Source organism: Sulfitobacter sp. 1A12056, from assembly GCF_043558125.1.
GTDB classification, from domain to species: Bacteria; Pseudomonadota; Alphaproteobacteria; order Rhodobacterales; family Rhodobacteraceae; genus Sulfitobacter; species Sulfitobacter faviae.
Window position 1 is genome coordinate 54,860 of record NZ_JBIFFY010000009.1, and the last position, 13,691, is coordinate 68,550.

Annotated in this window: 16 protein-coding genes; 8 read left to right on the forward strand and 8 right to left on the reverse strand. The window is 62.0% G+C overall.

Annotated elements, in window-relative coordinates:
• Positions 1 to 20: 20 nt before the first annotated feature.
• The 4 genes from ybeY to ACGYLD_RS15315 all read right to left on the reverse strand — a co-directional run bounded on the left by ybeY (position 21) and on the right by ACGYLD_RS15315 (position 2,557).
• Positions 21 to 566 carry an rRNA maturation RNase YbeY gene (gene ybeY, locus ACGYLD_RS15300; RefSeq protein WP_271691859.1) on the reverse strand — a complete coding sequence of 182 codons (546 nt, stop codon included), beginning with the start codon at positions 564 to 566 and terminating at the stop codon, positions 21 to 23.
• The gene (locus ACGYLD_RS15305) at positions 541 to 1,530 is read right to left on the reverse strand and encodes a PhoH family protein (RefSeq protein ID WP_067261409.1); all 990 of its coding nucleotides are present in this window, start codon (positions 1,528 to 1,530) and stop codon (positions 541 to 543) included. Before ACGYLD_RS15305 ends, ybeY begins: the two co-directional genes overlap by 26 nt.
• Positions 1,531 to 1,677: 147 nt before the next feature.
• Complete coding sequence (locus tag ACGYLD_RS15310; RefSeq protein WP_197470808.1) at positions 1,678 to 2,001, reverse strand: hypothetical protein; 324 nt, start codon at positions 1,999 to 2,001, stop codon at positions 1,678 to 1,680.
• A gap of 13 nt (positions 2,002 to 2,014) precedes the next feature.
• Positions 2,015 to 2,557: an OmpA family protein gene (locus ACGYLD_RS15315; RefSeq protein ID WP_394403167.1), complete on the reverse strand. Its 543-nt coding sequence runs from the start codon at positions 2,555 to 2,557 to the stop codon at positions 2,015 to 2,017.
• A 457-nt stretch (positions 2,558 to 3,014) separates the two neighbouring features.
• Here ACGYLD_RS15315 and ACGYLD_RS15320 point away from each other — a divergent pair, with 457 nt between their 5' ends.
• Positions 3,015 to 3,359: a hypothetical protein gene (locus ACGYLD_RS15320; protein WP_394403095.1), complete on the forward strand. Its 345-nt coding sequence runs from the start codon at positions 3,015 to 3,017 to the stop codon at positions 3,357 to 3,359.
• Positions 3,360 to 3,412: 53 nt separating this feature from the next.
• Here ACGYLD_RS15320 and miaB read toward each other — a convergent pair whose 3' ends face one another.
• On the reverse strand, positions 3,413 to 4,717 hold the full coding sequence (gene miaB, locus ACGYLD_RS15325) for a tRNA (N6-isopentenyl adenosine(37)-C2)-methylthiotransferase MiaB (protein WP_394403097.1): 1,305 nt from the start codon (positions 4,715 to 4,717) through the stop codon (positions 3,413 to 3,415).
• Positions 4,718 to 4,839: 122 nt separating this feature from the next.
• Here miaB and ACGYLD_RS15330 point away from each other — a divergent pair, with 122 nt between their 5' ends.
• The 4 genes from ACGYLD_RS15330 to ACGYLD_RS15345 all read left to right on the forward strand — a co-directional run bounded on the left by ACGYLD_RS15330 (position 4,840) and on the right by ACGYLD_RS15345 (position 8,135).
• Positions 4,840 to 5,709, forward strand: coding sequence for a hypothetical protein (locus ACGYLD_RS15330; protein WP_271691862.1), 870 nt, complete (start codon positions 4,840 to 4,842; stop codon positions 5,707 to 5,709).
• 324 nt (positions 5,710 to 6,033) lie between these two features.
• Positions 6,034 to 6,726: a phosphatidylserine decarboxylase gene (locus ACGYLD_RS15335; RefSeq protein ID WP_209217358.1), complete on the forward strand. Its 693-nt coding sequence runs from the start codon at positions 6,034 to 6,036 to the stop codon at positions 6,724 to 6,726.
• Between the two features lie 10 nt (positions 6,727 to 6,736).
• Positions 6,737 to 7,516, forward strand: a complete 780-nt coding sequence (gene pssA, locus ACGYLD_RS15340) for a CDP-diacylglycerol--serine O-phosphatidyltransferase (RefSeq protein ID WP_067261404.1) — start codon at positions 6,737 to 6,739, stop codon at positions 7,514 to 7,516.
• Position 7,517: 1 nt separating this feature from the next.
• Entirely contained in the window at positions 7,518 to 8,135 is a 618-nt protein-coding gene (locus ACGYLD_RS15345; RefSeq protein ID WP_271689428.1) for a class I SAM-dependent methyltransferase, read from the forward strand.
• 31 nt (positions 8,136 to 8,166) lie between these two features.
• On the opposite strand, the gene irrA is transcribed toward ACGYLD_RS15345, so the two are convergent.
• The gene (irrA, locus tag ACGYLD_RS15350) at positions 8,167 to 8,586 is read right to left on the reverse strand and encodes an iron response transcriptional regulator IrrA (protein ID WP_394403099.1); all 420 of its coding nucleotides are present in this window, start codon (positions 8,584 to 8,586) and stop codon (positions 8,167 to 8,169) included.
• Positions 8,587 to 8,750: 164 nt separating this feature from the next.
• On the opposite strand from irrA, the gene fabA reads away from it, so the two are divergent.
• The gene (gene fabA, locus ACGYLD_RS15355) at positions 8,751 to 9,260 is read left to right on the forward strand and encodes a bifunctional 3-hydroxydecanoyl-ACP dehydratase/trans-2-decenoyl-ACP isomerase (RefSeq protein ID WP_067261401.1); all 510 of its coding nucleotides are present in this window, start codon (positions 8,751 to 8,753) and stop codon (positions 9,258 to 9,260) included.
• A gap of 60 nt (positions 9,261 to 9,320) precedes the next feature.
• On the opposite strand, the gene ACGYLD_RS15360 is transcribed toward fabA, so the two are convergent.
• Positions 9,321 to 9,917: an SDR family oxidoreductase gene (locus ACGYLD_RS15360; RefSeq protein WP_394403101.1), complete on the reverse strand. Its 597-nt coding sequence runs from the start codon at positions 9,915 to 9,917 to the stop codon at positions 9,321 to 9,323.
• 71 nt (positions 9,918 to 9,988) lie between these two features.
• Positions 9,989 to 11,368 carry an NAD-dependent succinate-semialdehyde dehydrogenase gene (locus ACGYLD_RS15365; RefSeq protein ID WP_271691866.1) on the reverse strand — a complete coding sequence of 460 codons (1,380 nt, stop codon included), beginning with the start codon at positions 11,366 to 11,368 and terminating at the stop codon, positions 9,989 to 9,991.
• A gap of 163 nt (positions 11,369 to 11,531) precedes the next feature.
• On the opposite strand from ACGYLD_RS15365, the gene fabB reads away from it, so the two are divergent.
• Positions 11,532 to 12,761: a beta-ketoacyl-ACP synthase I gene (gene fabB, locus ACGYLD_RS15370; protein WP_271691867.1), complete on the forward strand. Its 1,230-nt coding sequence runs from the start codon at positions 11,532 to 11,534 to the stop codon at positions 12,759 to 12,761.
• Between the two features lie 9 nt (positions 12,762 to 12,770).
• Positions 12,771 to 13,562, forward strand: coding sequence for an enoyl-ACP reductase (locus ACGYLD_RS15375; RefSeq protein WP_271691868.1), 792 nt, complete (start codon positions 12,771 to 12,773; stop codon positions 13,560 to 13,562).
• The last annotated feature ends 129 nt before the right edge of the window (positions 13,563 to 13,691 follow it).

Consider the following 13,691-nt stretch of genomic DNA (forward strand, 5'->3'; position numbering starts at 1 on the left):
CGTCTGTGTTACAAAGCCCCTCAAGGCCCATTTTCCTTATATGGGTCATCATAACCCATTTTGCCAAGTATTTCGCGCTCCAACCCCTCCATCAACGTCGCGTCGGGGTCATTTTCATGGTCATAGCCCAGAAGATGCAACAGCCCGTGCACGATTAAATGGGTCACATGGGCATCTAATGGCTTCTCCGCCGCCGCGGCTTCGGCGGCGGAGGTCTCATAAGCCAAGGCGATGTCGCCCAGTTCGAGCATCCCGTCAATGCCGGGGGCGACAGGCAGCGGATCGCCGCCCGGGGTGACCGCCCCGCGTTCCTCGGCAGGCCAGCTTAGCACATTGGTCGCCCGCGCTTTGCCGCGAAAGTCTTCGTTTAGCGCGGCGATGCGGCTGTCGTCGCAGGCCAGCAGGGTCATCTCAGCGGCTTCGGCATCAAGGCCGAGATGGCCCAGGGTAGCCCGCGCCGCGGCATGAGCGCGCGCTTCAAGGTCGACCGCCGCCCAACGGTCGTCTTCGATCACGATGTCGAAATCTTCCAGCATCACGTCAAGCGGCACCGCTATCGGCCTCATAAGCTTCGATAATCGCGGCGACCAGCGGATGGCGCACCACGTCTTTGGACGAGAAGTAGTTGAAGCTGATGCTGGGGATTTGCTTGAGCAAGCGCTCCGCATCCTGAAGCCCCGATTGCACCCCGCGCGGCAGGTCGATCTGGGTCCGGTCTCCGGTGATCACCATGCGCGAGTTCTGCCCCAGACGTGTCAGGAACATCTTCATCTGCATCGAAGTGGCGTTTTGCGCCTCGTCCAGCACCACGAAAGCGTTCGACAGCGTGCGACCCCGCATGAAGGCCAGCGGCGCGATCTCAATGCGCTTTTCCTCCAGCAGTTTGGCCAATTGCTTGCTCGGCAAAAAGTCGTTCAGCGCGTCGTAGAGCGGCTGCATATAGGGGTCGACCTTGTCCTTCATGTCGCCCGGCAGGTAGCCCAGCTTCTCGCCCGCCTCGACCGCAGGGCGGCTGAGGATGATCCGGTCCACATGGCCGCCGATGAACATCGACACGCCCACCGCCACGGCCAGATAGGTCTTGCCGGTGCCCGCAGGGCCGATGCCAAAGGCCAGTTCGTTGTCGAAGAGCGATTGCACATAGGCTTTCTGCGCATCGGTGCGCGGCTCCACCCGTTTCTTGCGGGTCTGGATTTCGATCGCATCCGAGATCGGCATTTCAAGCTGGTCACCCTGACGCACGCCGGTGCCTGCGCCGGAGTTGCCCATACGCAGCAGACCGTCCACATCCGCAGGTTCAACCGCGCGGCCACTTTCAAGCCGGACATAGAGTGCATTGAGCAGGCTCTCGGCCTTCTCCACGGCCTCGCCCTCGCCCAGAATTTGCAGGTGATTGCCGCGCCGGATGATCTGCACCTCAAGCGATTTCTCGATGGCAGCCAGATGCGCGTCATAGGCGCCGCAGAGGTCGATCAAAAGGCGGTTGTCGGGAAATTCCACCACCCGTTCGGCCGCGGTTTCCGGTGTCATCAGATCAGTTGAAGGCAATGCGCGTATCCTTTGTGAAGCACTAAATGTTGAAATAGTCAGACCGGACCGAATTACCAACCCGTCGCGACAAAAAGGGCCGAAGCGCAACGCGCTCCGGCCCGGGGTCTGTGATATGGCCCGCCAAGGTCAGTTCGGGTCTTTGATGTTGGAGCCACCCTTGAAGTGGCCCGCGGTATGTGTCGGCGGTGCCACGCCCGAGCAGACCGGCTTCCCGAATTTATCGAGCCGCGCCGAAAGATAGCCCTCGACCCCGTCGTCGATGATCCAGTGGTCGCAACCGTTCGGATCGACCCAGATGCCCGCCTGAAGGTTGCTCAGGTGCTTTTTGTCGATGCCCCGGTCAAAGGTCTTGTCCGAAGGGTAACCCCGGCCCAGACCGCCTTCGTAATCGGTACAGGCCGACAGGCCGACGGCACAGGCTGTGACCATGAGAAGTTTCGTCTTAATCACTTTTGTGGTCCCTTCAGCGAATGCAGATGATTTCGACACGGCGGTTCTTGGCCATGTTCGCAGCGGAATTGTTCGGCACGGCGGGCATCCGTTCGCCATAGCCCCGCACATCGGCGATCTTGGCACCCACTTGATTGGCGATGCGCGCCACAGCATTGGCCCGGTTGTAGGACAGGCGCATGTTATAGGCGTCCGACGCGCGGCTGTCGGTATGGCCGGTGATGATGTAGGACACCGCCCCGGTCGATTGGAAGAAGTTCGCCAGACGCGCCCGGCCTTGCGGCGAGATGCTGTATTTGTCGGTGGCAAAGAACTGATCCGCCTCCATCACACCGCAGACATCGCCGCGGCGGCACACCGGAATGCCCTGCCGGGTGACATGGGGGGTCATGTAGCCCTCGGCCCCGTCATCCATAACCCAATGTTCACAGCCATCCGGGTCGACCCAGATGGTCGGCGTGTAAACGCCCTTGTCACGGCCTTGTTGCGAGGGTGTCTGCGCATCGGCCGAGGTGCTGGCCACGGTCAGCGCCGCTGCCATCGTCAGGCTGGCCATGGCGCGCAGTGCTTTGGAAATAGTGGGTCCCACAGCGTTTGTCCTATTCTAATTTCTGGTTCTTATCTTTGGCAAATGCGACCCCTCCCCGGACCCGCGCCTTTTGAGTATAGGGTCAGGTTAGGTAAAAACGGTCTCGCTGTGAAGCTGTGAAATCAACATTTTGTGGCCGAACCTTGGCGGCTTACAACGAATCCGCCGCGGGGTAGCGGCAAAACGGCTTCGGAGCGCGGCCATTTCACCCTGCCCCGATCCGCCGAAAACAGGCCATTGACGACGACTTGGCGACAATCCCGCACAAGCCCTTGGGATTGTTCGCAAACACCGGCCCCTGCCATTGAATTTTCTTGAAAATCGCACCTTTAGACCTAAACCTCTTTCCATCGGATCGCGAGGGTGGGACTTCGCGCGGCTTTGCCGATCATGATTGCTGCAATGATAACTGGGGGACCAAACCATGATAAAAACGCTACTCGCCACCGCCGTCACCGGCCTGCTTGCCCTGCCCGCTTTCGCGGGGGGCGTGAAATACGCCTATCACAACCAAGGTGTGGCCCATCCCACGGGCAATGTGATCCACGTCAGCTGCTACCGCGGCCCGTGGAACGACGTGATCTGGGACCGGCCAAACTCGGTCTTCGTGGATAGCCTCGTGGCCGTGGGCTATGACTTTGCCACAGCCCATGCCGTGGCAGAACGGGTCTGCCGGGATCACACACTCGTCGGCAACCCCGAGGGGCTGAAAGCGACGATGAAACGGATCTTTGCGGACGCCGCATCGCACCGCAAACACAACTACTGACAAGCCAAGGGTGCGCGGCGACGCGCACCCGATGCAGCTTTAGGGGATGCCGATCAGACCAGAACAGCGGCCAGAGAGTTCGTCTTGGCCTCGGTCACCCGCACACGCTGGATATCACCGATCTGCGCCGTGCTATCCTCGATATGCACCGCATGCAGATACTCCGACTTGCCCAGCATCTGACCGGGTAGACGGCCCTTCTTCTCAACCAGAACCGAGACTTCGCGCCCCACCATCGACTGCTGGATTTCCTGCTGGTGCTGGGTGATCAGCCCTTGCAGACGCTGCAAACGGTCATCGGCCACGGCTGGATCGACCAGCGGGCGTTCGGCGGCGGGCGTGCCGGGGCGGGTGGAGTATTTGAACGAATAGGCATAGCCGTAGCGCACCTGCCGAACGAGTTCCATCGTGGCCTCGAAATCCGCTTCGGTCTCTTCCGGGAAGCCGACGATGAAATCACCCGACAGCACGATGTCGGGCCGTGCTTCGCGGATGCGCTCAAGCAGTTTGAGGTAGCTCTCGGCGGTGTGGCTTCGGTTCATCCGTTTCAGGATATGGTCGCTGCCCGATTGCACCGGCAGATGCAGATAGGGCATCAGTTCAGGCACTTCGCCATGGGCCGCGATCAGATCGTCGCCCATGTCGTTGGGGTGGCTGGTGGTGTAGCGGATACGCTCCAGCCCGTCGATCTTGGCCAGCGCACGGATCAACCCGGCCAGCGTCATGCCGCCGTGGTAGGCATTGACGTTCTGGCCCAGAAGCGTGACCTCGCGCACGCCGCGTTCGACCAGATCGCGGGCCTCTTCCAACACCTTCTCGGCGGGGCGGGAGACTTCGGCGCCGCGGGTATAGGGCACCACGCAGAAGGCGCAGAACTTGTCGCAGCCCTCTTGCACGGTCAGAAAGGCGGCGGGGGCGCGTTTCGCCTTGGGGCGGCCCTTGAGGTGGTCGAATTTGTCTTCTGCCGGGAAATCAGTGTCGAGCGCGCTTTGCCCGCCCTGCACCTTCGCCTCCATCTCCGGCAGGCGGTGATAGCTTTGCGGGCCGACCACCAGATCGACGGCGGGCTGGCGGCGCATGATCTCTTCGCCCTCGGCTTGGGCCACACAGCCCGCCACGCCGATCTTCAGATCGGGCCGCGCGTCTTTCAGCGGCTTCAGACGGCCCAGTTCGGAATAGACCTTCTCCGCCGCCTTCTCGCGAATGTGGCAGGTGTTGAGCAGGATCATATCCGCGTCATCGGCGCGGTCGGTGGTGACATAGCCCTGCCCGCCCAGGCTCTCGGCCATGCGTTCGCTGTCATAGACGTTCATCTGGCAACCATAGGTCTTGATGAACAGCTTTTTCGGTTGGGTCATGGCGGGCATCCAAGGGTTTTGACGGATTTCGGGCAGATGGCGTCGTCTAACAGCGGTGGCCGCGTCTTGCAATGCACCCGGAATTGGCCGACTTTACCGGCGGCAAATTCCAGCGGGGGCCTATGCGGTATCGCGATCTCGACCAGCTTATCAAAGAGGCCCGCACGGCGCTGAACGCAGGCCCTATCGCCATGATCTTGGTCGAGGATGAGGTTGAGGTCGACACCACCCTGCGCCACCACCAGCAGGCGGGGTTCGACAGCGTCGTAGCGCTGATGCCCCCCGGTTTCGAGCTGCCCCGCGACTTGCAAGAAAGCGTGCTGCGGGTCGACTATGACACCACTGCCGAAGCCGCGTTGGAGCGGGCCGTGAACCGCATGATCGCGGCGGTGCCGGGGCAATGGCTTTATTACTGCTACAACGCCGAATACCTGTTCCACCCCTTCAGCGAGACACGCAACGTCAAAGAATTGCTGGCCTTTCACAGCGAAGAGCGGCGCGATGCCATGCTGGCCTATGTGGTGGACCTCTATGCGCTGGACCTCAAGCAACACCCCAATGCCGTCTCACTGGATCAGGCGCATTTGGACCGCTCGGGCTATTACGCGCTGGCGCGCAAGGATGCGGCCCGGCAGGGGCACCCCAAGGAACGGCAGCTTGATTTCTTTGGTGGGCTGCGCTGGCGGTTCGAGGAACATGTGCCGCCGCACAGCCGCAAGATCGACCGTATTCCGCTGTTTCGCGCCAAACCGGGGCTGAAGCTGCGCGGCGACCACACGTTCAACGACGAGGAATACAACACCTACGCCTGCGAATGGCATCACAACGTCACGTCGGCGATCTGCTCGTTCCGCACGGCCAAGGCGCTGAAGCGCAATCCCGGCAGCCGCTATGACATCCCCACATTCCAGTGGCACAACTCCGAGCCGTTCGAGTGGCATTCCCGGCAGCTGATGGATCTGGGTTTGATGGAGCCGGGGCAGTGGTTTTGACAGGCTCCCCCTTTTAACTGACCCGCCCGGTGGCACACCGGGCATCGCCCTCCCTCCCCCCGGAGGGCGATCTTGCAACGTTTCGGTGGACGGGCCAGTCAGGGTCCAGAATGACTGTCCCTACATCACGCAAGCGCTCATCGCCCCCCAGGGAGGGCGACACCCTCAGCGCATGGCGGCTAACATTTTCGATGCCCGGAAAAGACGCCGCCGGTATCCGCTACACTCAGCCCGCAACCGCCCAAAAAACGCGCCCACCTAAAACCTCCTTGCACTCACCCGCTATGCACCTATGACGGAAGACAGCCTGAACGGGAGGGTCCGATGGCCGTCAACTTGCTCGACACATTCATCAAACCGATGCACCGCGAGGGCATCAAATTCGTGGCGATCTTCGCCGCTGTCACGCTTGTGCTCTTCGCCATCGAAGAAGTCCTCGGCTGGATCGGCGTCGGCCTGACGATCTGGTGCTACTACTTCTTCCGCGATCCCGAGCGCGTGACCCCCGACCGGCCCGACCTGATCGTCAGCCCCGCCGACGGCATCGTCTCACTCATCGAGCCTGCGGTGCCGCCCGCCGAACTGGGGATGCCGGATGTGCCGCTGACCCGCGTCAGCGTCTTCATGAGCGTCTTTAACTGCCACATCAACCGCGCCCCCGTCGCGGGCAAGGTGCAGGCCGTGGCCTACCGTCCGGGCAAATTCTTCAACGCCTCGCTCGACAAGGCCAGCGCCGACAATGAGCGCAACAGCCTGTGCATCCGCATGGACGACGGGCGCGACATCGCCGTGGTGCAGATCGCGGGCCTCGTGGCGCGGCGCATCGTCTGTTTCGTGAAATCCGGCGACGGGCTTGAGACCGGCGAACGCTTCGGCTTGATCCGCTTCGGCTCCCGGCTAGATGTTTACCTGCCCGAAGGCGTCGACCCGATGGTGCGCATCGGGCAGACCATGGTCGCCGGGGAAACCGTGCTGGCCGAGTTGAAACAGCCGGTCATAGAGACCGCCCCGCTTTAGGAAACACCCCATGCGCCCCCCTTCTGAAAAGACCGGCGCGGACCTTGCGCTGATCCAGCTTCTGCCCAATGCGCTGACGATCACCGCGATTTGCGCAGGGCTTTCGGCGATCCGCTTTGGGGTGCAGGGCAACTATGTGCTGGCGGTGCAACTGATCCTTTTGGCCTGCGTGCTGGATGGGTTGGACGGGCGGCTTGCGCGGCTCTTGCGGTCTTCCAGCCCGATGGGGGCGGAATTGGACTCGCTTGCCGATTTTTTGAACTTCGGCGTGGCCCCGCCGCTGATCCTCTATTTCTGGGCGCTGCAAGACATGCGCAGCGCGGCTTGGATTTCCGTGCTCGTCTATGCGGTCTGCTGCGTGGTGCGGCTGGCGCGGTTCAACGTCAACGACAAGGCCGAAGCGGCCAAGGCCAAGAATGGCGATGCGGTGGGGGAATCCGGCTCCTTCTTCACCGGCATCCCCTCACCCGCAGGCGCGCTGCTGGTGCTCTTGCCGATGACCCTGTCTTTTGCCTTTCACAACCGGCCCATTCTGCCGGATTGGATGATCTGCCTGCATATGGTGCTGATCGGTTTTCTGATGATCAGCCGCATCCCCACATGGTCTTTCAAAACCACCAAAGTCTCCCGACGCCATGTGAAATACCTGCTGGTGGGCGTGGCAATTTTCGCCGCCGCCTTGGCCACCTACGCTTGGACCACGCTCGTCGTCCTCTGCTTGGCCTATATCGGCATGGTGATCTGGGGGCTTTTGAGAGCACGGAAAACGAGTTTAACCAAAAGGAATTGAAATGGACATCAAGGCGGTCGAGACATCCTATGCCCGTTGGGCACCGATCTACGACAAGACCTTCGGCGCGCTGACCAGTGGCGGTCGCCGCCATGTCGTGGCCCATATCAACAAGGGCAGCGGCTCTGTTCTCGAAGTGGGTGTCGGCACCGGCCTGTCCCTGCCCCACTACGCGCCGCACCTCTCCGTCACGGGCATCGATTTCAGCGACGAAATGCTTGCCAAGGCCCGCCAGCGCGTCACCCGCGAAGGGCTGCAACATGTAGCTGACCTGCGCCAGATGGACGCGCGCGACCTCGACTTCCCCGATGCCAGTTTCGACACGATCGCCGCGATGCATGTGCTGTCCGTGGTGCCCGAGCCTGAGCGCGTGATGGAGGAAATCGCCCGCGTGCTCAAACCCGGCGGTCAGGTGGTCATCGCCAACCATTTCATGCGCACCACGGGGGTGCTGGGCTTTCTTGAGAAAGTCTCGGCCCCCTTTGCCAATACGCTCGGCTGGCATTCTGATTTCGAGATGGAAACCGTGTTGCAACAAGATGCGCTGGAGGTCGAAGACGAACGCGCCCTGCCGCCCATGGGCATGATGACCTTTCTGGTACTGCGAAAACGCGGCTGATCACGCAGGCGGCGGGGCCTGCCCCGCCGGTTCAGGTCTTCCGGCGCAGCCGGATCACCACATCGACCGAGGCAATCTCGGCCCCCTCGGGGGCATCGGGAAGCTGCGCGATCACCAACTCTTCCGAGGGCGCATCGGTCAGCTTGCTGTCGTCTTCCCAAAAGAAATGCGGGTGGTCGTGGGTGTTGGTGTCGAAATAGCTTTTCGAGCCATCCACGGTCACCTCCTGCAACAGCCCGGCATCGCAGAACGCCCGCAGCGTGTTATAGACCGTGGCCAGCGAGACAGCCTCGCCCTGCCCCTTCGCAGCCTCAAACAGGCTTTCGGCGGTGACGTGGCGGTCTTGCCCATCGCCCACCAGAAGGTTCGCCAGCGTGACACGTTGGCGCGTGGGGCGCAGCCCGGCCTGAGCCAACCAGCGCGTTCCGACCTCTTGTACCTCTGCGGACATCAGTTCCCTGCCTTTCAGGGTCATATAAAGGAGGAAATCCCCGGTTTTCAATTGAAAACCTTGCACCAATCGTCGCAGCGTCCCTGCCGCGGCCCTTGCGGCACGCGGCGGCGGGGTGCTAAACGGGGCCGGACGTTATAACAGAGCAGCAGGAGAGCCGCAGGATGGCCGACTACCCCACGAGTTTCGACAAGGAAGATCTGCTGAAATGCGCCCGCGGTGAGCTTTTCGGCCCCGGCAACGCACAGCTTCCCGCCCCGCCGATGCTCATGATGGACCGGATCACCGATGTCTCGGCCGATGGCGGCGCCCATGGCAAGGGCCATATCACCGCGGAATTCGATATCACCCCGGACCTGTGGTTCTTTGAGTGCCATTTCCCCGGCAATCCGATCATGCCCGGCTGCCTTGGCCTTGACGGCCTGTGGCAGCTCACGGGCTTCAACCTCGGCTGGCGCGGCTGGCAGGGGCGCGGCTATGCGCTTGGCGTGGGTGAGGTGAAGCTCACCGGCATGGTGCGTCCGGACCGCAAGATGCTGACCTACAAGATTGATTTCACCAAGGCGATCCAAACCCGCCGCCTGACCATGGGCGTGGCCGACGGCATCGTCGAAGCCGATGGCGAGGTGATCTATCAGGTGAAAGACATGAAAGTCGCCCTTAGCGAGAGCTGAAGCGCTGCGACTTTACAGATATAAAAAAGGGGGCCACGCGGCCCCCTTTTGCATTGTCGCTCAAAGCGTCTGCATTTCCTGCACCTTACCGTCATGACGCCCGGTCACAGTGGCCTCGGCCAATACGGCTGCCACATCGGCACGATGCGCCTCGCCCTTTTGATCGACTCCCTCGCCCAGATTGACCGCATTGGTCTTGGGGTCATCGGTCAGCGCCACGGGCCGCAGGATCGAATGGGTCAGGCCGCATGCTTGCAGATGTTCATCCGCCGCCTGTTTTGCCTTGAGGTAATGGGTCATCTCGTGATCCTCCGGCGGGTTGTCGGCGCCCACGGAACTCAGCATCACGAAGCGGTCAACCTCGGCCTCGCGGGCCAGATCGACCAGACGCTGCGCGCCTTCGCGGTCGACCTTCTCGGTCATCTCCGGCCCCGTGCTGCCACCCGACCCGGCGGCGAAGACAACGGCGTCTACACCGTCGCACACCCCCGCTTGCAGATTGGTCAGATCACCCTTCCGCTCTTCCGTGCCCTCGGGCAGCACGGAAGTATCGGAGCCGTCGCGCACCAGTGCGATGGGCTCGGCCCCGCGGTCTTTCAATTCACTGACGAGCAGACGCCCGGTTTTTCCGGTCGCACCGGCGACAAGTACTTTCATGTTCATATGGAACCTCTCGGAATTTAATTTAATACGGGCGAGCGGCATTTCGCGCCGCCCGCCTTTGCCGGTTACGACGGCAGGAAAATCGACTTGGCGTTGACGAACTCTTTCATGCCAAAGCCACCGTGTTCGCGCCCATAGCCGGAATTCTTCACCCCGCCGAAGGGCATGTTCGGATCGGCGGCGCCAAAGTTGTTGATCCGCACCATGCCGGTGTCGAACTCATCCCGCGCAAGGCGCAGGGCGTGCTCTTCATCCGTGCAGAAGATGCCGCCGCCCAGACCATAGCGGCTGTCATTGGCAATGCGCATCGCGTCTTCGTCATCCTTTGCCCGGATGACCGAGGCGACGGGTCCGAAGATCTCATCGTCATAGGCTGGCATGCCCGGCTTGACCTCGGCCAGAACGGTCGCGGGATAATAGGCACCCGTGCGGTCGGGCACTTCGCCACCGCAGAGCACCTTGGCGCCCTTCTCGACACTCTCTTTCACCTGATCGCGGACGGATTCGAACTGCTCTTGGCTCGACAGCGGCCCGAGCTTGGTGTCTTCGTCCATCGGATCGCCCATCGGGATCGCCTTCATCGCATCGACATAGGCGCTCACGAAAGCGTCGTAATTCTTCTCGGTCACGATGAAACGCTTGGCCGAGACGCAGGTCTGGCCGTTGTTATAAAGCCGCCCCATGGTCGAGAATTTCACCGCCGTTTCGATATCGGCGTCGTCCAGCACGAGGTAGGCGTCGTTCGAGCCCAGTTCGAGCACGGACTTCTTCAGATGTTTCGCGGCCTCGGCCCCGATATGGCTGCCCGCGCTGTCAGAACCGGTCATGGTCACGCCGCGCACCAGCTTATGGCCGATCAGCTTGTCGGAGGTATCGTGGTCAATGATGATAACGTTGAACAGGTCTTTGGGCAGGCCCGCTTCTTCGCAGATCTCTTTCAGACGCAAGCCGCTGCCGGTGCAGATTTCCGCGTGTTTCAGAACGCAGCCATTGCCGGTCATCAGGTTCGCGGCCAGCACGCGCACGGGCTGGTAGAGGGGGAAGTTCCACGGCTGGATCTGATAGATCACGCCGATGGGCTGATAGGTCACCACACCGCGCTTCTTGCCGCCCGCGTGTTTACGCTCTTCATCCTTCAGCATGTCGGGGCCGTTCTCAGCGGTATATTCGAAGATCTGGGCGCAGAGTTCGACCTCGGTCAGCCCGTCTTTGTAGAGCTTGCCGACCTCGCGGGTCATCAGTTCCGACAGGCTTTCCTTATTTTCGCGCAGCTTCTCGGCGATCTTTTTCAGATAGGGCGCGCGTTCGGCATGGGTCAGCTTGCGCCATTCCTTAAACGCCTCATGCGTGGCCTCGACCGCTTGGGTCGCTTCGGTTTCGGACATCACGTTATAGGTGTGGAGCACCTCTTCGGTGGCGGGATTTACCGTACTGATCTTGGGCATTCTAATCTCCTTTATGTCTCGTGAAGCCAACACCACCTGCCACTGCACCGTTCCATCACAGAACCTTGACCGCGACCTTCGCGCGCAGAGGATCGGCAAACCGCTTGCGCCGTATGGGCGTGCTGGCATACACCGGGGCTGCCAAAACAAAGGAGTGCTGCGCATGCGCCGCGTCGTCGTCACAGGGTTGGGGATTGTCTCATCCATCGGAAACAACGCCGAAGAAGTGCTCGAAGCACTGAAAAACGGCACCTCCGGGATCGAAGCCAGCCCGGAGATGGCCGAACACGGGTTCCGCAGCCGCGTGGCAGGGACGCTTAAGATCAATCTGGCCGATCACATCGACAAACGCACCTTGCGTTTCATGGGGCCGGGCGCGGGCTATGCCTATGTCGCCATGGATCAGGCGATCAAGGATGCGGGTCTCGACGAGGCGCAGATCAGCAACCCGCGCACCGGTCTGGTGGCAGGCTCGGGCGGGCCGTCGACCTCCGCCATGTTCGCCGCACATAACATCGTGAAGGACACCGGGGCGACCAAGCGCATCGGGCCCTTCGCCGTGCCCAAGTGCATGTCTTCGACCGTCAGCGCGAACCTCTCGACCGCCTTCAAGATCAAGGGCATCAACTATTCGATCACTTCCGCCTGCTCCACCTCGCTGCATTGTATCGGCAACGCGGCCGAGCAGATCATGCTGGGCAAGCAGGACGTGATGTTCGCCGGCGGCGGCGAGGAGTTGGACTGGACGCTGAGCTGCCTCTTCGACGCGATGGGGGCGATGTCCTCCAAATACAACGACGCGCCTGAGACGGCGAGCCGCGCCTTCGACGCGGACCGCGACGGTTTCGTGATCTCCGGCGGCGGCGGCATGCTGGTGCTGGAAGACCTCGACCACGCGCTGGCGCGCGGCGCGAAAATCTACGCCGAGGTGACCGGCTATGCCGCCACCAGCGACGGCCACGACATGGTTGCCCCTTCCGGTGAAGGCGGCGAGCGCGCGATGCGTCTTGCGCTGGAGACCCTGCCCGAGGGCCGCAAGGTGGGCTACATCAACGCCCATGGCACCTCGACCCCGGTGGGCGACGTGGGCGAGATCGAGGCCGTGCGCCGTGTCTTCGGTGAGGGCAACACCCCGCCCGTCAGCTCCACCAAGTCGATGACCGGCCACGCACAAGGCGCTGCCGGCGCGCTCGAGGCGATCTTCTCGCTGCTGATGCTCGACAACGATTTCATCGCCAAGTCGATCAACGTGCAAAACCTCGACCCCGCGCTCGATCCCTCCGAGATCGCGCTGGAGCGTGTCGACAACGCGGGCCTCGACTCGGTGATGACGAACTCCTTCGGGTTCGGCGGCACCAACGGGTCGATGATCCTGTCGAAATACCAAGGCTGAGGGCGCGGGATGTCTGGATTGCTTGCAGGAAAACGCGGCCTCGTCATGGGTGTGGCCAATGAACGCTCCATCGCTTGGGGCATCGCCAAGGCGATGGCCGAGGCCGGGGCGGAACTGGCCTTCACCTACCAGGGCGAAGCCTTTGGCAAGCGGCTGGAGCCGCTGGCGCAGAGCGTTGGCTCGAACTTCATGGTCGATGTGGACGTGACCGACGACGCCTCGCTCGACCGCGCCTTCGAGGAGCTTGGCGCGCGTTGGCCAACCATCGACTTCGTCGTACATGCCATTGCCTTTTCGGACAAATCCGAACTGACGGGGCGGTTTTTGAACACCAGCCGGGCGAACTTCAAGAACTCGATGGATATCTCGGCCTATTCCTTCATCGACGTGGCGCGCCGCGCGCATCCGCTGATGAAGGAGAACGGCGGCACGCTGATGACGCTGACCTACATGGGCTCGAACCGGGTGACGCCGAATTACAACGTGATGGGCGTGGCCAAGGCGGCGCTGGAAAGCGCGACGCGCTATCTGGCGAATGATCTGGGGCCGGAAGGCATCCGGGTGAACGCGATCTCGCCGGGTCCAATGAAGACGCTCGCGGGGGCTGCCATCGGCGGCGCGCGCAAGACCTACAAACACACGGATCAGAACGCGCCGCTGCGGTCCAATGCGACGCTGGAGGCTGTGGGCGGCACGGCGGTCTATCTGGCATCCGACGCAGGCGCCTGCACGACCGGCGAAATCATCCGCGTGGATGGCGGTTTCCACGTGCTGGGAATGCCGCAGGCGGAGCATCTTTAACCAGAGACTGAGGGCCATCGCCTGCCCGCGGGTGGGCGATCCTAGGGTGTTTCATGCCACTTTATGGTTCAGCCGTGACGTGACTTCGCCAAGTCGCGTCACGCCTCACCAAATCGCCTACCCGTCCGG